This is a genomic window from Pseudomonas sp. LS_2, from assembly GCF_042709235.1.
Lineage (GTDB): Bacteria > Pseudomonadota > Gammaproteobacteria > Pseudomonadales > Pseudomonadaceae > Aquipseudomonas.
Genome location: NZ_JAVAYC010000012.1, coordinates 129,570 through 147,448 on the forward strand (window position 1 = coordinate 129,570; position 17,879 = coordinate 147,448).

The 17,879-nt window shown below is 64.7% G+C and carries 17 protein-coding genes and 2 pseudogenes; 7 read left to right on the forward strand and 12 right to left on the reverse strand.

The features are described 5' to 3' along the window. The first annotated feature begins 80 nt into the window (after positions 1–80). From RAC97_RS13610 to RAC97_RS13625, 4 genes are all read left to right on the forward strand, one after another. A complete protein-coding gene (locus RAC97_RS13610; RefSeq protein WP_375098901.1) occupies positions 81–485 on the forward strand; it encodes an RNA-binding S4 domain-containing protein in 405 nt (134 codons plus the stop codon). A gap of 256 nt (positions 486–741) precedes the next feature. Beyond that, positions 742–1,641, forward strand: a complete 900-nt coding sequence (gene hslO / locus RAC97_RS13615) for an Hsp33 family molecular chaperone HslO (RefSeq protein WP_375098900.1) — start codon at positions 742–744, stop codon at positions 1,639–1,641. A gap of 179 nt (positions 1,642–1,820) precedes the next feature. Next, the gene (locus tag RAC97_RS13620; RefSeq protein WP_375098899.1) at positions 1,821–3,362 is read left to right on the forward strand and encodes a phosphoenolpyruvate carboxykinase; all 1,542 of its coding nucleotides are present in this window, start codon (positions 1,821–1,823) and stop codon (positions 3,360–3,362) included. A 127-nt stretch (positions 3,363–3,489) separates the two neighbouring features. Continuing rightward, positions 3,490–3,924 carry an acyl-CoA thioesterase gene (locus RAC97_RS13625; RefSeq protein WP_375098898.1) on the forward strand — a complete coding sequence of 145 codons (435 nt, stop codon included), beginning with the start codon at positions 3,490–3,492 and terminating at the stop codon, positions 3,922–3,924. On the opposite strand, the gene RAC97_RS13630 is transcribed toward RAC97_RS13625, so the two are convergent. The 5 genes from RAC97_RS13630 to fdhD form a co-directional block, all read right to left on the reverse strand. Further along, a complete protein-coding gene (locus tag RAC97_RS13630; RefSeq protein ID WP_375098897.1) occupies positions 3,914–4,570 on the reverse strand; it encodes a response regulator in 657 nt (218 codons plus the stop codon). The genes RAC97_RS13625 and RAC97_RS13630 overlap by 11 nt on opposite strands. A 111-nt stretch (positions 4,571–4,681) precedes the next feature. Beyond that, complete coding sequence (locus RAC97_RS13635) at positions 4,682–5,494, reverse strand: CheR family methyltransferase (protein WP_375098896.1); 813 nt, start codon at positions 5,492–5,494, stop codon at positions 4,682–4,684. 215 nt (positions 5,495–5,709) lie between these two features. After that, positions 5,710–6,186: a glycine zipper domain-containing protein gene (locus RAC97_RS13640; protein WP_375098895.1), complete on the reverse strand. Its 477-nt coding sequence runs from the start codon at positions 6,184–6,186 to the stop codon at positions 5,710–5,712. A gap of 212 nt (positions 6,187–6,398) precedes the next feature. Then, complete coding sequence (locus tag RAC97_RS13645; RefSeq protein ID WP_375098894.1) at positions 6,399–8,744, reverse strand: FdhF/YdeP family oxidoreductase; 2,346 nt, start codon at positions 8,742–8,744, stop codon at positions 6,399–6,401. 8 nt (positions 8,745–8,752) lie between these two features. Further along, the gene (fdhD, locus tag RAC97_RS13650) at positions 8,753–9,580 is read right to left on the reverse strand and encodes a formate dehydrogenase accessory sulfurtransferase FdhD (protein ID WP_375098893.1); all 828 of its coding nucleotides are present in this window, start codon (positions 9,578–9,580) and stop codon (positions 8,753–8,755) included. A 175-nt stretch (positions 9,581–9,755) separates the two neighbouring features. On the opposite strand from fdhD, the gene lysM reads away from it, so the two are divergent. Next, the gene (gene lysM, locus RAC97_RS13655) at positions 9,756–10,196 is read left to right on the forward strand and encodes a peptidoglycan-binding protein LysM (RefSeq protein WP_375098892.1); all 441 of its coding nucleotides are present in this window, start codon (positions 9,756–9,758) and stop codon (positions 10,194–10,196) included. A gap of 85 nt (positions 10,197–10,281) precedes the next feature. On the opposite strand, the gene yrfG is transcribed toward lysM, so the two are convergent. After that, positions 10,282–10,944 carry a GMP/IMP nucleotidase gene (yrfG, locus tag RAC97_RS13660; RefSeq protein ID WP_375098891.1) on the reverse strand — a complete coding sequence of 221 codons (663 nt, stop codon included), beginning with the start codon at positions 10,942–10,944 and terminating at the stop codon, positions 10,282–10,284. Between the two features lie 64 nt (positions 10,945–11,008). Between yrfG and nudE the strand changes: the two genes are divergently transcribed. Continuing rightward, a complete protein-coding gene (gene nudE, locus RAC97_RS13665) occupies positions 11,009–11,575 on the forward strand; it encodes an ADP compounds hydrolase NudE (RefSeq protein ID WP_375098890.1) in 567 nt (188 codons plus the stop codon). Then, a complete protein-coding gene (gene cysQ / locus RAC97_RS13670) occupies positions 11,572–12,399 on the forward strand; it encodes a 3'(2'),5'-bisphosphate nucleotidase CysQ (RefSeq protein ID WP_375098889.1) in 828 nt (275 codons plus the stop codon). Before nudE ends, cysQ begins: the two co-directional genes overlap by 4 nt. A gap of 100 nt (positions 12,400–12,499) precedes the next feature. Here the strand turns inward: cysQ and RAC97_RS13675 are convergent, their stop codons facing one another. The 6 genes and pseudogenes from RAC97_RS13675 to RAC97_RS13700 form a co-directional block, all read right to left on the reverse strand. Then, the gene (locus RAC97_RS13675) at positions 12,500–12,955 is read right to left on the reverse strand and encodes a YiiD C-terminal domain-containing protein (protein ID WP_375098888.1); all 456 of its coding nucleotides are present in this window, start codon (positions 12,953–12,955) and stop codon (positions 12,500–12,502) included. Further along, the gene (locus RAC97_RS13680) at positions 12,952–14,358 is read right to left on the reverse strand and encodes a sigma-54-dependent transcriptional regulator (RefSeq protein ID WP_375098887.1); all 1,407 of its coding nucleotides are present in this window, start codon (positions 14,356–14,358) and stop codon (positions 12,952–12,954) included. Before RAC97_RS13680 ends, RAC97_RS13675 begins: the two co-directional genes overlap by 4 nt. Next, positions 14,355–16,169: an ATP-binding protein gene (locus tag RAC97_RS13685; protein ID WP_375098886.1), complete on the reverse strand. Its 1,815-nt coding sequence runs from the start codon at positions 16,167–16,169 to the stop codon at positions 14,355–14,357. Before RAC97_RS13685 ends, RAC97_RS13680 begins: the two co-directional genes overlap by 4 nt. 37 nt (positions 16,170–16,206) lie before the next feature. Continuing rightward, a pseudogene (rfbD, locus tag RAC97_RS13690) lies at positions 16,207–17,068 on the reverse strand (dTDP-4-dehydrorhamnose reductase). After that, the gene (gene rfbC / locus RAC97_RS13695; RefSeq protein ID WP_375098885.1) at positions 17,065–17,610 is read right to left on the reverse strand and encodes a dTDP-4-dehydrorhamnose 3,5-epimerase; all 546 of its coding nucleotides are present in this window, start codon (positions 17,608–17,610) and stop codon (positions 17,065–17,067) included. Before rfbC ends, rfbD begins: the two are co-directional and overlap by 4 nt. Then, a pseudogene (locus RAC97_RS13700) lies at positions 17,607–17,852 on the reverse strand (glucose-1-phosphate thymidylyltransferase); the annotation flags it as partial. The gene rfbC and the pseudogene RAC97_RS13700, both read right to left, overlap by 4 nt. Positions 17,853–17,879: the final 27 nt, after the last annotated feature.

Here is a 17,879-nt window from a genome sequence, read left to right on the forward strand (position 1 = left end):
CTGTAAGCACCACGCGGAGTTTTTGCATCCGCAAGTTACGGTAGTACAGTTCCGTGAAAGACAGAATTCGAGGAATCGGGATGGCAGGCAAGTCGGAAGAAGACGACAAGGTGCGCTTGGACAAATGGCTCTGGGCGGCACGTTTCTACAAGACCCGCGCCTTGGCCAAGGCCGCCATAGAGAGTGGCAAGGTGCATTGCCGCGGCGAGCGCTGCAAGCCGGGCAAGGAGCCGCGCGTGGGTGACGAGTTCGTGTTGCGCACGGGCTTCGACGAGCGCACGGTGGTAGTCAAGGCGCTGTCGGTGGTACGCCGAGGAGCGCCGGAGGCGCAGACGCTGTACGAGGAAACCGAGGATAGCGTTCGTCGTCGCGAGCAGGCCGCCGAGCTGCGCAAGGCTGGCGCCATGGGCGTGACCACCGAGGGTCGGCCGACCAAAAAGCAGCGTCGGCAGATTCACCAGCTGCATGGCAGTTTCGAGGGCTAGCCAGCCGCGGTGCCAGATTTCACAGACGCCGCGCACTTGGAAAACCGTGCCCTCGCCACCATCTAGTTGGGTCAAGCGCGTTGGCATAGCGAGCCGAGCCCGGTTCTACGGGGCAGCCGCTCGTCGAAAGTCGGCCACAGGATCTGGCCAAAAGGCCACGAGCGCCAACACAGTAGGGCAAAGGGCAGCAGGGACAGGCCTCGCAAGACCGCTACTGCTCCCATTATTTTCAGCACCTTTCAGATAGCCAGAAGCCATGAGCGATATGCCGGATACCGATTTCACCCAACGTTTCATCTTCGACGAGCGCGATGTGCGCGGCGAGTGGGTGGCGCTCGATGCCAGCTACGCTGCCGTGCTGGATCGCCACCCCTACCCGCAGCCCGTGGCCACGTTGCTTGGCGAGCTGATGGCTGCCACCTCCCTGCTGGTCGGCGCGCTCAAGTTCGACGGCTTGCTGATTCTGCAGGCGCGCTCGCAGGGGCCGATCCCACTGCTGATGGTGGAGTGCTCGGGCGACCGCGAGATCCGTGGGATGGCACGCTACGAGGCCGAGCAGATCGGCGACGAGGCGACACTGGAGCAGTTGATGCCCGATGGCCACCTGACCCTGACCATCGACCCGATCAAGGGCCAGCGCTACCAGGGGACCGTAGACCTCGACGGCGCCAACCTGTCGGAATGCTTCACCAACTACTTCGTGCAGTCGCAACAGCTGAACACCCGTTTCTGGCTCGACGCCAAGGACGGCAAGGCGCGCGGCCTGCTGCTGCAGCAACTGCCGCGCGACCGCCAGCCCGATGACGAAGAGCGCGAAGAGAGCTGGCAGCACGTGGTGGCCCTGGCCGGAACGCTCAAGCCTGAAGAGTGGGCGCTGGACAACGAAACCCTGCTGCACCGCCTGTACCACGAGGACGCCGTGCGCCTGTTCGACATCCAGCCTCTGAAGTTCAGCTGCAGTTGCTCGCGGGAACGTTCCGGCAATGCACTGGTCAGTCTCGGCGAGCAGGATGCCAAGGCGCTGGTAGAGGAATGCAATGGCCAGGTCGAGATCGACTGCCAGTTCTGCAATGAGCGGTATTTCTTCGACGCCAGCGATGTGGCGCAGTTGTTTGCAGGCGGCGGCACGGACGTAGCATCGGATACTCGTCACTGAAACGTTTCATTACAGGAGAATCTCCTGTCGAATTGCGCAAAAACGCGGTTACGACAGGAGGGGCCTACTTTTTTTGGGCGTTTCTGGCATAATCCGGCCACTTTTTTCGCTGTAGTAGTTTTAAACAAGCAACTACAAAACGTTTGGAGCACTCGGCCTCGGGCCGGATGGGGTATCTCATGACGCAAGCCAACAACACCGTGTACACCGACCTGAGCGTCGATGAGCTGGTAAAAGAAGCGCTGTCCCGCGGTGAAGGCGTGCTGGCCGATACTGGCGCACTGGTCGTTGAAACGGGTCACCGTACCGGCCGTTCGCCGGCTGACCGTTTCATCGTTGACGAACCGAGCACCTCTGCCGCCATCGCCTGGGGCCCGATCAACCGCAAGTTCCCGGCCGACAAGTTCGATGCCCTGTGGGACCGCGTCGAGGCTTTCAACAACGCCCAGGATCACTTCGTTTCCTACGTTCACGTAGGGGCTGCCGCCGAGCACTACCTGCCGGTGAAGATGACCACCCAGACTGCCTGGCAGAACCTGTTCGGCCGTTGCCTGTTCATCAACCCTGAATCTTTCAACCCAGCGGGTCGCGACCAGTGGCAGATCCTCAACGTCGCGAACTTCGTTTGCGAGCCTGAGCGTGACGGCACCAACTCCGACGGCTGCGTGATCATCAACTTCGCCCAGAAGAAGGTGCTGATCGCAGGCATGCGCTACGCCGGCGAAATGAAGAAAGCCATGTTCTCGGTGCAGAACTTCCTGCTGCCGGCTGCTGACGTGCTGCCGATGCACTGCGCCGCCAACATCGGCGAACAAGGCGACGTGACGCTGTTCTTCGGCCTGTCCGGCACCGGCAAGACCACGCTGTCGGCCGACGAAAGCCGCTACCTGATCGGTGACGACGAGCACGGCTGGGGCGAGGGCGTCGTCTTCAACATGGAAGGCGGCTGCTACGCCAAGTGCATCGACTTGTCCGAGAAGAACGAGCCGGTCATCTGGAAAGCCATCAAGCATGGCGCGGTGCTGGAAAACGTCGTGCTCGACGCCAACAAGCACGCCGATTACGCCGATGTCAGCCTGACCCAGAACAGCCGTGCCGCCTACCCGCTGGAGCACGTCGCCAAGCGCGCCGAGGCCAACCTGGGTGGCGAGCCGAATGCAGTCATCTTCCTGACCTGCGACCTGACCGGTGTTCTGCCTCCGGTTTCGATCCTGAACAACGAGCAGGCGGCCTACCACTTCCTGTCCGGCTACACCGCTCTGGTCGGTTCGACCGAAATGGGTTCGGGCGGTGGCATCAAGTCGACCTTCTCCACCTGCTTCGGCGCGCCGTTCTTCCCGCGCCCGGCTGGCGAGTACGCCGAGCTGCTGATCAAGCGCATCAATGCCTTCGGTTCCAAGGTGTATCTGGTCAACACCGGCTGGACCGGCGGTGGCTACGGCGTCGGCAAGCGCTTCAGCATCCCGACCACCCGTGGCGTGATCGCAGCCATCCAGAGCGGCGCGCTGGTCGGTGCAGAGACCGAGCACATGGACATCATCAACCTGGATGTGCCGAAGGCCGTTCCTGGCGTCGATACCGAGCTGCTCAACCCGCGCAACACCTGGGCTGACAAGGCTGCCTACGACGAAGCCGCCAAGGGCCTGGCCAAGCTGTTCACCGAGAACTTCAAGAAGTTCGAGGTTTCCGAGGCCATCAAGGCTGCCGGTCCACAGCAGTAAGCGTTGGTCAGTCAGTTAGCGTGATTGGGGCTGCTTTGCAGCCCCAATTTGCTTTAACCGGCATAGGCGTTCTGAAGCCGTTGTGGGAAGCTGCTCCTCATCGCCCAGGAATCAGCAGGAAGGCCCAATGACCGAATCCCTCCAACGCTCCGCCTTCTCCCATTTCCACCCCATCCTCACCCGCCCCCAGGACAACGACCTCAATGGCCATGTCGCCGGCTCCACCGTGCATGGCTACTTCGAGGCCGCGATTCAAGCGTTCCTCGTCGAACAGGCCGAACTGGACCTGCGCGATGGCGAGCTGGCGGGTTTCGTGGTCAGCTCGGCGGCGGACTTCTTCGCCTTGCCAGGCTTCCCTGACGTGCTCGAAGTGGGCCTGGGCGTGACGCGCCTGGTGGGCAGCACGGTGGAGTACCGCCTGGCGCTGTTCCGTCCTGGCGAACCAGAGGCCTGCGCTGCCGGTACGGTAGTGCAGGTGTTCGTCGAGCGTGTCAGCGGCCGGCCCAGTGCTTTGCCGGAAACCTTGCAGTTGACCCTGGCGGGGCTGTCGCTCAATCGTTGAGGCGGATGATGCCCTCGCGCACCGCGAACAGCACCAGTCCTGGCACATCGTGGATGTGCAGGCGGTGCATGATCTGCGAGCGGTGGGCCTCGACGGTCTTGACGCTCAGACCGAGGCCGTCGGCGATCGAGCGAGTGCTCTCGCCGCGGGCGATCAGCCGCAGGATCTCCAACTGACGGGTGGTCAGCGGTGAACGAACGTCGCCGACCGTGCGTTTGCGGCTGTGTTTGAGGGCCTGGGCGATGACCATCGGCAGCACGCTAGAAGACAGGTACTGGCCGCCGCTGCGCAAGGCTTGCAGGGCTTGCTCAAGCTCGGTCACGGTGGCGTCCTTGAGCAGGAAACCCTGGGCACCGAGTTGCAGGCAACTCATCACATGTTCGAGCTCCGAGCGTGCGGAGAACATCAATACCCGCGTAGCGGGCGCGCGGATGAACAGCTCCTGCAGCACTTGCTGGCAATCCAGGGTGTCGCTCTTCATGTCCAGCATGATGATATCGGGCTTGAGTTTCTCGGCCATGGCCACTGCGCTCATGCCATCGCTGGTATCACCGACAACGGCGTAGTCTTTCTTCTGCTCAAGCAGCGCGCGCAGGCCGGCGCGGAACAGGGGCGAGTCGTCGGCAAGCAGGATTCGGCAGGGCATGGGTCAAGGCCTGTTTCGCTGGAAAAGTGGGTGCGGCAGGCCTCGCAAGCGCGCTGCCGCGCGGGCACGCGACCAGTCCCTGTCTGCCGGGCATTGCGGCAGTGCTTCTCTTCATAGGTGTTCGAACACCGACGGCAGTAGTGGCCGCAATGGCAGGTCGAACCCGTGAATGCTTTCGCTGTGCCCGATCATCAATAGGCCGCCCGGGCGCAGGTGCTCCAGCACCTGGCACAACACGTCGGCCTTGTAGTCTTCGCTGAAGTTGGAAAGTACGTTGCGTAGCAAGATCACATCGAAGCTGCCGAGGTGGCTGGGCAGGGGGTGGATCAGGTTGACCGTCTCGAAGACTACCGCGTCGCTCAGGGCGGGGCTGATACGCAGACGACCGGCGCTGTCATCGGTACCGTACAGGCAGTGTCGCTCCAGCCAGCGGTCGGGGAAATAGCGCGCCTGGGCGATGTCGTAGATGCCTGCAGCGGCCTGTTGCAGCATGCTGCTGTCGTAGTCGCTGCCCAGCACCTGCCAGCCTTGTCGCAGAGGCAGCTCGGCGGCGACCATGGCCAGGCTCCAGGCCTCTTCCCCGGTGGCACAGGCGGCGCTCCACAGGCGTGGCGCGTGGCCCAAACCTGGTAGCCAGTGGCTGAGGAATTCGAAGTGGCGGTGTTCGCGGAAGAAGTAGGTGTCACGCGGGGTCAGCAAGGCAAGCAGGTGCTGCTGCTCGTGTACCTGCGGGCCTTGTTCGAGCAGGTCGAGGTAGGCCTCGAAGGTTGTCAGCCCATGGAGTTTCAGGCGCTTGTTCAGGCGGGTGGCGACTATCGATCGGCGCTCGTCAGCCAAGTACACACCTGTCGCCTGCAAGACCTTCTGGCGAATACGGTGATAGGTGGTTTCGCTGAGCGAGGGCGCGCGGGTGCCGAGGGTCATCCTGCCGCCTTGTACAGCGAGGGCCAAGGTGTGGGATCGACAGTGATCGCGCGCATTCCCTGCGTCCTTTATGTGGTTTTTCGAAGGTGCGATGATAACTAGTGGCTACTTGCCTCCATATCGGGGTCTCCCTTAAGCCTCAGGCATTTGCGTAAAAGCAAAGGCCTCGCCGGGTGAGGGCGAGGCCTAAGGTGCTACGCGCGCGGCTGAGTGAATCAGTGACGCCAGTGGCGCTTGTGCTTGCGGTGGCCGTAGTGGTGGCCGCGGTCCCAATGGCGACGGTCGTCGTAGCCACGGCTGTAGCGGCGGTCGCGGCGGTCGTCGTCGTCGGCCTTGTTGCCCAGGTAGTTGCCCAGCGCGCCGCCTGCGCCGCCACCGGCAGCTGCGCCGATGTAGCTGCCGGTGGTGCCGCCGACCTGGCGGCCGATCACGTTGCCGCCTGCCGCGCCCAGGGCGCCACCAATGGCTGCCTCGCCGCGCTGGCGTTTGTCGGCGCCCACGGCACTGCCCGCCGCGCCGCCCAGGCCCGCGCCGATGGCGGAACCGGTGCTGCCGCCGATGGACTGGCCGACCACCGAGCCGAGTACCCCACCCAATGCGCCGCCAATGCCGGCCTCGGTGGTGCCGCCTGCCATGGCAACGCCGCTGAGCAGACCGAAAGACAACAACAGAATCGAGGAGTACTTCTTCATCAAGAGAGCCTCAAAGGGAAGACGAGGCGAATTTGAGGCTCTGCAAAGGGGCTTGCAACGGAAATCCGACGATTGGCACGATTTGTACACAATTCACTAACTTATTGTTTTTGCTTTGAAACTTTTTCATTTTTCGTGAGTCTGAGGATACTTGAGACAGAAAAAACCCGGCCATCAGACCGGGTTTTTTTGTGCCTGGCGCTAGCGCCGGATCAGAGGATGCGACCATCCCCACGTGCCGCTTCGAGCTTGATGGCGACGAACTTCGAGGTTGGGGTGTGGCTGCCCTGGCCAATGCTCTCCAGCGGCACCAGCGGGTTCACCTCCGGGTAGTAGGCCGCGGCCTGCCCGGCAGGAATGTCGAACGCCAGCAGGGTGAAGCCGCTCACCCGGCGTACGTGTTCATCCCCCCACAGCGAGACGATATCCACCTTCTGCCCCGGCTGGAAGCCCAGGCGGATGATGTCGGCCTCGTTGACGAACAGCACTTCGCGCTGGCCGCGTACGCCGCGGTAGCGGTCATCCAGGCCATAAATGGTGGTGTTGTACTGGTCGTGCGAGCGCATCGATTGCATGATCAGGTCCGGCACCTGACCGCTGGCGCGAACGCGCTCGTCGAGCAGGGTGTCGGGCAGCAGGTTGGCCTTGAAGTTGGCGCGGCCGCTGGCGGTTTTCCATTGGCGGCTGCCGGCGCTGTTACCCAGGTAGAAGCCCCCCGGCTGTTCCAGGCGCTGGTTGAAGTCGGCAAAGCCTGGAATGGTGTCGGCGATCAGCTCGCGGATGCGGCTGTAGTCGGCCACCACCCAGTTCCAGTCAATCGGCTGCGCGCCGAGGGTGGCGGCGGCGATGCCGGCGACCACCGCAGGCTCGGAGCGCATCTGCCTGGACAGCGGGCGCAATTGGCCGTTGGAGGCATGCACCATGCTGAACGAGTCCTCCACCGTGACCGCCTGCGGGCCGTCGGCCTGCTGGTCGATGTCGGTGCGCCCCAGGCACGGCAGGATCAGCGCCTGCTGGCCATGGATCAAATGGCTGCGGTTGAGCTTGGTGCTGATGTGCACGGTCAGTGCGCAGTTGCGCAGGGCCTGGGCGGTGCGCTCGGTATCCGGGGTCGCCTGGGCGAAGTTGCCGCCCAGGCCGATGAACACCTTGGCCCGGCCTTCGAGCATGGCGTGGATCGCCTCGACGGTGTTGTGGCCATTATGGCGAGGCACCTGGAAGCCGAAGCGTTTTTCGATGGCATCGAGCAGGAACACCGGTGGGCGCTCGTTGATGCCCATGGTGCGGTCGCCCTGCACGTTGCTGTGGCCGCGCACCGGGCACAGGCCCGCGCCGGGCAGGCCGATGTTGCCGCGCAGCAGCATCACGTTGACCATTTCCTGGATGGTCGGTACCGAATGGCGATGCTGGGTGATACCCATGGCCCAGCACATGATCACGCGCTTGCCGCGCACGTACATGCGGGCGGCCAGCTCGATGTCGGCCATGTCCAGGCCGGACTGTTCGACGATGCTTTCCCACGGCGTGGCATCGACCACTGCCAGGTACTCGTCCACGCCATGGCCGTGCTCGGCGATGAACACATGGTCGAAGACCGCCGGCTCGCCCTTGGCCTGGGCCTCGCGCTCCCATTGCAGCAGGAACTTGGCCATGCCGCGCAGCACCGCCATGTCGCCACCCAAGGCCGGGCGCAAGAACGCGGTATTGGTCGGGCGATCGCTGTTGGTGAGCATCTCCAAGGGGTTCTGCGGGTGCTGGAAGCGCTCCAGGCCACGCTCCTTGAGCGGGTTCACGCACACCACCTGGGCGCCGCGTTTCACCGCGTCGCGCAGCGGATCGAGCATGCGTGGGTGGTTGGTGCCGGGGTTCTGGCCCCAGACGAAGAGGGTGTCGGAGTGCTCGAAGTCATCGTAGGTGACCGTGCCCTTGCCGACGCCGACACTCTGCCCCAGGGCCACGCCGCTGGCTTCGTGGCACATGTTCGAGCAGTCGGGGAAGTTGTTGGTGCCGTAGGCACGCACGAACAGCTGGTAGAGGAACGCCGCTTCGTTGCTGGCCCGGCCCGAGGTGTAGAACTCGGCCTGATCGGGCGACTCCAGCGCCTTGAGGTGGCTGGCGATCAGGGCGAAGGCGCTGTCCCAGTCGATCGGCTTGTAGCGGTCGCTTTGCGGGTCGTAGACCATCGGCTCGGTCAGGCGGCCCTGGTATTCGAGCCAGTAGTCGCTTTGCTCGAGCAGCGCGCTGACGCTGTAGCGGGCGAAGAACGCCGCATCTACCCGGCGCTTGGTGGCTTCCCAGTTGACCGCCTTGGCGCCGTTCTCACAGAACTTGACCATGCCGCTTTCGGGCGAGTCGCCCCAGGCGCAGCCGGGGCAGTCGAAGCCGCCGTTCTGGTTGGTCTTGAGCATGGCGCGGATGTTCTTCAGCGCGTTGTCGCTGCCGACCCAGGCCTTGGCCACGCTGCGCAACGCGCCCCAACCGCCGGCAGGGCCAGGGTAGGGCTTGTAGCGAGGGGAGGAAGCGGGGGCGTTGTCTGGTAGTTTTTCGAACTTGGTCACGGCTGCTACTACTCCGACGCAGGGCTGAACACCCGTGGCGCACTGTGTTTGGGCAGATGGATGAGGTTGAGGTTGTGCTTGCGTGCCCATTGCAGGGCAAGGCCGGTGGGCGCGGACAGGCTCACCAGGGTCTGGATGCCAGCGCGCAGCACCTTCTGGATCAACTCCAGGCTGCAACGGCTGGTCACGATGGCCAGGCCACCCTGGGTATCGATATCGCGGCGCAGCAGGGCGCCGATCAGCTTGTCCAGGGCGTTGTGTCGGCCGATGTCTTCGCGGCCCAGCAGCAGTTCGCCGTTGCGGTCCATGAACAGCGCGGCGTGTACCGCGCCGCAGTGCTGGCCCAGGGGCTGGAAGGCGTCGATGCGCTGGCGCAGGTCGTGGAGCCAGGCGGCTGGCGGCAGGGGGGCACCGGGCAGCACCTCGAGTTCGGGTAGTGCCTGCTCCAGCGCTTCCACGCCGCACAGGCCGCAGCCGCTGGTACCGGCCAACTGGCGGCGTTGGTTCTTGAGGTTCCAGAAGGCACGGCTGGAAATTTCCAGGTCGGCGTACAGCGCCGCGCCGCTGCCCGAGAGCTTCACGTCGTAGATTTCTTCGGTGCCGGTGACGATACCGCTGCCCACGCTGAAGCCGACCGCGAAGTCTTCGAGGTCGGTGGGGCTGACCAGCATCACCGCCTGGTTCAGGCCGTTGTAGACGATGGCCAGGGCCACTTCTTCGGCCAGGGGCGTGCGGTCGCTCGCCTGGTCGGTGAGCTGGACGTAGTCATAGGTGTTGCTGGCGTCAGGCAGGGAGATCGAATTAGACGCCGCGCAGACCGGTGGCTTGCTGTTCATCGGGCGGGTTACCGGCGGTTTTTTCACTTGCACAAGCCTAGGCCTGTGGGGGGCTGGCGTCTAATCGCTAGGTTCTATGCGGTGATAGACCGCGTCGATTGGTCGCACCGGGGCGGCTTGGCCCAACCTGGCCTAGACTCGAACTTCCCGCACACCGCTAAACAAGGAGTACGTCATGAGCCTGTTCAGTTTCGTGAAGGAAGCCGGTGAAAAACTGATCGACCTGCTGACGCCTGGCAATGCCAATGCCGAGGAGCAGTTGAAGAAGCATGTGGAAAGCGTCGGCCTGGGCAACCCAGCCATCAGCGCCACCGTGGAGGGTGACACGATCGTTCTCAAGGGCGAGGTGGCAAGCCAGGAAGAGAAAGAGAAGGTCATCCTGGCGGCCGGTAACATTGCCGGTGTGGCTTCGGTCGACGACCAGATCACCGTCACCGGGCCGGTGGCCCAGTCGGCACGGTTCGTCACGGTGAAGAAGGGCGATACCCTCAGCGCCATCGCTAAGGCCGAATATGGCGATGCCAACCAGTACAACAAGATCTTCGAGGCCAACAAGCCGATGCTCAAGCACCCGGACAAGATCTATCCGGGGCAGGTACTGCGTATTCCTGACTGAAGTGCTGGCTGTTGCCACCTGTGGCAGCGGTTGAGCACTTACCCTGCAGGAGCGGACAAGCCCGCTCCTGCACGATCTACAGGGGTCAAAGACCTGTCAGCAACGCCCGGTAATCCTCGACCGCCGCGAACTCCTGGGTGTCGCGTTCCGGTGCCTGACTGTCGGGCTTGCGCACCGCCAGCAGGTGGCCAACGCCGAAGCGCTGCGCGCTGCGCAGAATCGCCAGGGTGTCATCGATGAACAGGCTGCGTTGCGGCACGAAGCCGATGTCGGCATGCAGGGCGTCCCAGAACTGCGGGCTTTCCTTGGGGAAGCCGTAGTCGTGGGAACTGATGAGCCGCTCGAAGTACGGCGCCAGCTCCACCCGCTCGAGCTTGAGCGACAGCGAGTCGCGGTGGGCGTTGGTGATCATCACCACGCGCTTGCCGGCTTGGCGCAGCGCGGCCAGAAAGGTGTCGGCATCGGGCTTGAGGGCGATCAGCTCGGCGATCTCGCGCTTGAGCTCGCGAATCGGCAACTTCAGCTCGCGGCTCCAGAAGTCCAGGCAGTACCAGTTCAGCGTGCCGGCATGGCGCTCGAACAGTGGCCTGAGCTCCAGCTCGGCCATGGCCCGGCTCACGCCATGCAGCTCGGCATAGCGCTGGGGCAGGTGGTCCAGCCAGAAACGGTTGTCGTAGTGCAAGTCGAGCAGGGTGCCGTCCATGTCGAGCAGGACGGTATCGATGGTGGACCAGGGTAGAGCGGACATTGGAAATTCTCGATAGGCCGTGCGCCACGGTATAGTACTCCGTTCACGCCAAGGAGCCGCCCCCATGCGCCAGAAACCCACCGTACTCAGCCGCGAGATCGTCGCCAGTAGCCGTCTGTTTCGCGTCGAGTCCGTGCAGTTGCGCTTTTCCAACGGCAACGAGCGCACCTACGAACGCTTGGTGGGACGTGGCAATGGCTATGGTGCGGTGATGATCGTGGCGATGCTCGATGCCGAGCACGCGGTGCTGGTCGAGGAGTACTGCGGCGGTACCGACGAGTACGAACTGTCCTTGCCCAAGGGGCTGATCGAGCCCGGCGAGGACGTGCTGGCCGCAGCCGATCGCGAGCTCAAGGAAGAAGCCGGTTTCGGCGCCCGACAGCTGGAGCACCTGACCGAGCTGTCGCTGTCGCCAGGCTACATGAGCCAGAAGATCCAGGTGGTGTTGGCCACTGACCTGTATGAAGAACGCCTCGAAGGCGACGAACCCGAGCCGATGCGCGTGGACAAGGTCAACCTGCGCGAGCTGTCGGCCCTGGCCATGCACCCGCAGTTCAGCGAAGGTCGGGCGCTGGCGGCGCTGTACCTGGCGCGCGACCTGCTGGTCCAGCGTGGAGTACTCAGCGTATGAACGACCTGCAACTGATGCATGAAGTGGTGAACCTGGCGCGTCTGGCGGGCGAGGCGATCCTGCCGTTCTGGCGTGCCGACGTGGCGGTGACCAACAAGGCCGACGACTCGCCAGTGACCGCTGCCGACCTGGCTGCCCATCGGCTGATCGACGATGGCTTGCGTGCGCTGGCACCGCATATCCCGGTGCTGTCCGAGGAAGACTGCGACATCGCCCTGGCCGAGCGCCAGGCCTGGACGCGCTGGTGGCTGGTCGACCCGCTGGATGGCACCAAGGAGTTCATCGTCGGCAGCGAAGAGTTCACCGTCAACATCGCGCTGATCGAGCGCGGCGAGGTGGTGTTCGGCGTGGTGGCCATGCCGACCACTGGCCGTTGCTACTTCGGTGGGCGTGCGTTGGGTGCCTGGCGTACCGAAGTGGACGGTCAGGGTGAAGGGATCAAGGTGCGTAACACCCCGCCTGCCGATGGCCGCTTCACCGTGGTCGCCAGTCGCCGCCATTCCAGCCCGCAGCAGGAGGCGTTGCTGGCAGGGTTGGCTGCTTCGGTGGGGGAGCTGGAGCTGGCGAATATCGGCAGCTCGCTGAAGTTCTGCCTGCTGGCCGAAGGCTCGGCCGATTGCTACCCGCGCCTGGCGCCGACTTCGCAGTGGGATACCGCTGCGGCCCAGGGGGTATTGGAAGGAGCGGGTGGCGAGGTGATCGAGGTGGACGGCCAGCCGTTCCGCTACCCGCCACGTGAATCGCTGCTCAACCCGTTCTTCCTGGCGTTGCCGAGTGCTGCGGTGTGGCGTGAGGCATTTTTAAAGCAACACATCGGCCCGTAATGTATTGACGCCTTCGGGCAAGCCCGCTCCAAAAAATCCTGTAGGAGCGGGTTAACCCGCGAACCAGGACGCAGGCCTGGCCATTCGCCGCAATGCTCGATCAGCGATGCAGCACGTACTGCCCGCTGAATTTCACTGCAGCCTCCTCACTCCCTTCGTTGCTCACGGTCGTCTCCAACGTCAACCGACCCCGCCCGCGCCGCTGGTACATCGCCAGGAACCGCTCCCAGGCTTTCTCATCAGGCGCCACGCAGCGGGCCACGGCGGCGCCGGTGACTGGCAGCGGGTAGCTGATCTGCCCTTCCTGGATGACGATATGTCCGTCGTCGATCCCCAGCTCGCGCAAACGCAGGTGCAACCAGCCCCAGCCCACCAGCACCGCCGCGCAATACAGGCTGCCGCCAAACATGGTGCTCTTGTGATTGACGTTGGCCGCCAGCGGCAGTTGCAGGCGCAGGCACTGGCCTTGCCAGTCGAGGACTTGCAGGCCCATGTCGCGGGTCAGCGGGATATCGCCATGCAACACCGTTTGCAGGTAATGGCTGTCGGTGCTCATGGGCGGTTGTCCTCGTGATCGTCCTGCCCTGCGCCGTCGGCAAAGCTCAGGCCATGCTTGCGCAGCTTGTCGTGCAGGGTCTTGCGCGGAATGCCCAGGGCTTCGGCAAGGCTGCGCATGGAGCTGTGCGGCTGAGCCAGCTCGGCGGCGATCAGCGAGCGCTCGAAGTGTTCGACCTGTTCGCTCAGGTTGCCCGTGCGTAGTTGCTCGTCAGGCGCATTGCGGGTGGCGTCCTGGCCATCGAGGGCCAGTTCCAGGCCCAGGGCGAAGCGTTCGGCGGCGTTCTGCAATTCGCGCACGTTGCCCGGCCAGGCGTGGCGCAACAGCATCGCCCGCTGCGCCGGTTGCAGGCTGTGGGGCGGCAGGCCATGGCGCTCGGCGGCAGCGTCGGCGAAGTGCTGGAACAGCACCAGGATGTCGTCGCCGCGCTCGCGCAGCGCCGGGATGCGCAGCGGTGCGACATTCAGGCGGTAGTAGAGGTCGGCCCGGAAGCGGCCCTGGTCGGCGGACTGACGCAGGTCTTCCTTGGTCGCCGCGATCACGCGGATATCCAGCGGGATCAGATGGTTGGCGCCCAAACGCTCCACTACTCGCTCCTGCAACAGGCGCAGCAGCTTCACCTGCACGTCCAGGCTCATGCTTTCGATTTCATCGAGGAACAACGTGCCGCCGTTGGCGAACTCGAACTTGCCGATGCGGCGTTTCTGCGCGCCGGTAAAGGCCCCGGGCTCGTGGCCGAACAGCTCGCTTTCGACCACCGACTCGGCCAGGGCGCCGGCGTTGATGGCAACGAACGGGCCGTCGCGTCGGCTGGACAGGTCGTGCAGTGCACGCGCCACCACTTCCTTGCCCGCCCCGGTCTCGCCGAGGATCAGCACATCGGCGCGGGTGCCGGCCAGGGCGCCGATCTGCTCGCGCAGGCGCAGCATGGCTGGCGAGTGGCCCACCAGGCGGGTGGACAGCTCCTGGCGGTCGCTCAGGGCCAGGCGCAGGCTGCGGTTGTCCAGCACCAGGCGGCGCAGGGCCAGGGCGCGGCGCACGCTGTCGAGCAGTGCGTCGCTGGCGAAGGGCTTCTCCAGGAAGTCGTAGGCCCCGGCGCGCATGGCTTGCACCGCCAGCGGCACGTCGCCGTGGCCGGTAATCAGCAGCACCGGCAGCTCGTTGTCGCGTCCGTGCAGTTGTTCGAGCAGTTGCAGGCCATCGATGCCGGGCATACGGATGTCACTGACCACCACGCCCGGCCAGTCGGGCTCGATGCGTTCGGCCAGGCCTTGGGCGTCGGCCAGGGTCGCGACCTTCAGGCCTGCCAGGTCCAGGGTCTGGCTCAGGGCCTGGCGCAGGTGCGGATCGTCGTCGACCAGGATGACCTGGGTGTGGCTGTCGAACTGTGTCTCGGTCGTCATGCCGAGGGGTCCTCCGAGGGTTGCAGGTTGGCACCGGGCTTGGCCACGCGTAGCTGCAGGGTGAGCAGGGCGCCACCCTCGGGGTGGTTGCCCAGCAGCAGCTCGCCACCGAGGGCGCGCATCAGGCTCTCGCAGATGGCCAGGCCCAGCCCCAGGCCCTGGGTCCGGGTCTTGGTGGTGAAGAACGGCTCCTTGGCATGTTCCAGTGCCTGGCGGGTGAAGCCGGGGCCGTTGTCACGAATGTACAGGTAGACGTGGTCGTCACGCTTTTCGGCACTCAGCCACAGCCTGCGTGGGTTGGCTTTTTCGGTGAGGGCGTCGAGGGCGTTGGCCAGCAGATTGCCGAGCACTTGGCGTAGGCGTGTTTCGCCGGCTTGAACCCACAGGGTGGCATCGGGCAGGTCGCGTACCAGCTCCACGGCCATGGCCCGGCGGCGCTTGGCCAGCAGCGCCAGAGCGTCGTCCAGCGCCGGTTGCAGGGCCACGCTTTCCGGTGCGTGGCGGTCACGGCGGGCGAAGGCGCGCAGGTGGGCGATGATCGAGGCCATGCGCCCGGTGAGTTCGCCGATCAGCTTGAGGTTGCCGCGAGCATCCTCGGTGCGCTGGTGGTCGAGCAGGATCTCGGCGTTCTCGGCATAGCTGCGGATCGCCGCCAGCGGCTGGTTGAGTTCATGGCTGATGCTCGCCGACATGGTGCCCAGCACCGACAGCTTGCCGGCCTGCACCAGTTCGTCCTGGGCGCGCACCAGCTCCTGCTGGGCCTGCTCGCGTTCGAGCACTTCGTTCTTCAGGCGGTTGTTCAGCCATTCCAGGTCCGAGGTACGCTCGGCCACACGCTTTTCCAGCTCTTGGCGGCCATGGGCCTCGAAGTCGATGCGGTCCATGTAGTGGCGCCGGCGCTGCATCACCAGGCCTGCCAGCAGCAGGCTCACCAGCAGCGCGCCGCCACCGATGGCCATGACTGTCTGCACCGAGCGGTCGACCAGGGTGCGCGGCGCAAGAATACTCACCTGCCAGCCGGTTTCCGGGATGTCGCGGGTTTGCGTGAGCCAGGCGGCAGGGTCCAGGTTCAGTGGCTGCGGCGCCTGGGTCGGGTAGGGCTGGATGGCGATCATCGCCTTGCGTTCGACCTCGCTCAGCGGGCGAGTGGCACGGAAGCGCCATTCGGCGCGCGAGGTCAGGACCACCACGCCGTTCTGGTCGGTCAGCAGCAATTGTTCGGGGGTACGGCCCCAGAGGGTTTCGGTGTGGTCCAGGTCGACCTTGACCACCAGCACGCCCACCACCCGGTCGCGGTCGCGCACGGCGGCGGCGAAGAAGTAGCCACGCTTGGCCGACGTGGTGCCCTGGCCGAAGAAACGCCCCAGGCGGCCTTCCATGGCCTCCATGAAGTACGGGCGAAAGGCGAAGTTACGGCCGACGAAGCTGTCGCGCTTGTCCCAGTTCGAGGCGGCGAGGGTGTTGCCGCTGACGTCCATCAGGTACATGACTTCGGCGCCGGTCTGCTGGGCGATCTGCTTGAGCAGGCGGTTGGCGTTGGTTACCGATTCCAGGCGGAACGGGTCGGCGAGCGCCCCGCGCAGGGCCGGCAGGTCGCCGAGGATCTGCGGCAGGGTCTCGTAGCGGTGCAGGGTGCCGAGCAGGTTGGCGACGTACAGGTCGAGGGTCTGGCGGTTCTGCGAAGCCAGTTGGTCCTGGTAGTAGCGTTCGGCCAGGTGATGCAGAGGCCATAGCAGCGGGGCGAGGCACAGGGCCAAGAGGGCCAGGCTGCGCCAGCGCGGGCGTCGCGAAGCGATTGGAGTCGAAGTCATCACAGGCTGCATCAGAAAAGTCTGAGGCGATTATGCGCTACTTCAAGCAGTCGATCAGCGCCTGGCGCCAATCTGGCAGGGTGACGTGCCATTGCTGGGCCAGGCGCGAGCAGTTCAAGCGCGAGTTGAGTGGCCTTTGCGCCGGGGTCGGGTAGTCGCTCGAGGGGATCGGCAGCAGCTCGGCACAGGGCAGGCCCTGGGCCTTGAGGTGCTGGCCTATGGCCTGGGCGAAGCCGAACCACGAGATATGGCCTTGGGCTGTGAGGTGGTATGTGCCCCAAGCCCCTGCCTGGCCAGCCTGCCAGCGCTCGATCAGGGCGCGGGTGCTGCTGGCCAGGCTGACTGCCCAGGTCGGCGCGCCGATTTGGTCGTCTACCACGCGCAGCTGTTCGCGTTCCTGCAACAGGCGCTGCATGGTCAACAGGAAGTTGCGGCCATGCAGGGAATACACCCAGCTGGTGCGCAGGATCAGGTGGTCGCCGCCAACGGCTGCGATGGCCCGCTCGCCGGCCAGCTTGCTGGCGCCGTAGACGCCTAGCGGGTTGGGGGTGTCGTCCTCGTCGTAGGGGGTGGGCTTGGCGCCGTCGAACACATAGTCGGTGGAGTAGTGGATCAGCGGCACGCCCAGGCGCGCCGCCTCCTCGGCCAGCACACGTGGGCTCTCGGCATTGATGGCGAAGGCCAGGTTCGGCTCGCTCTCGGCTTGGTCCACGGCCGTGTAGGCCGCGGCGTTGACGATCAGGTCGGGGGCCAGCTGGCGCAAGGGTTCGCGCAGTTGCTCGGGGTGGGCCAGGTCGAGCCGACTGCGGCCCAGTGCATGTACCTCGCCAAGGCCCGTCAGCTCGGTTTGCAGGGCCTGCGCCACTTGGCCGTGATGCCCCGCACACGAGAATCTTCATGGGAACAGCTCGGTGTCGCGCAGCCGTACACCGGCTTGATCCTTGGCGGACAGCTTCGGCGGTTCGCGCAGGCCCCAATTGATGGCCAGGTCCGGGTCGTCCCAGCGGATGCAGCGCTCGGCGGCGGGGTTGTAGTAGTCGGTGGTCTTGTAGAGGAAGTCGGCCGACTCGCTCAGCACCAGAAAGCCGTGGGCAAAGCCGGGTGGAATCCAGAACTGGCGGTGGTCGGCGGCGTTCAGGCGGGTAGCCACCCATTTGCCGAAGGTGGGCGAGCTGCGGCGGATGTCCACTGCAACGTCGAGCACTTCGCCCTGCACCACGCGAACCAGCTTGCCTTGCGGGTTTTCCACTTGGTAGTGCAGGCCCCTCAGCACGCCCTGGCTCGAGCGGGAATGGTTGTCCTGTACGAAGCCTGCCTCGAAGCCCGCCTCGGCGGCGAATTCACGGGCGTTGAAACTTTCGAAGAAGAAACCACGGCTGTCGCCGAACACCTTGGGTTCGACGATCAGGACCTCTGGGATCTCGGTGTGGACAATGTTCATAGGGCTTCTTCGACCAGTTTGTGGAGGTACTGGCCGTAGCCGGTCTTCTTCAACTCGGTGGCCTTTGTCAGCACCTGCTGGCGGCTGATCCAGCCCTTCTGAAAGGCGATCTCTTCCAGGCACGCCACTTTAAGCCCCTGGCGGTGCTCGATGGTCTGGACGTACTGCGAGGCTTCCAGCAGGCTGTCGTGGGTACCTGTATCAAGCCAGGCGAAGCCGCGGCCGAAGCGCTCCACAATCAGGTGGCGCACCAGCGCCGAGCCAATGAA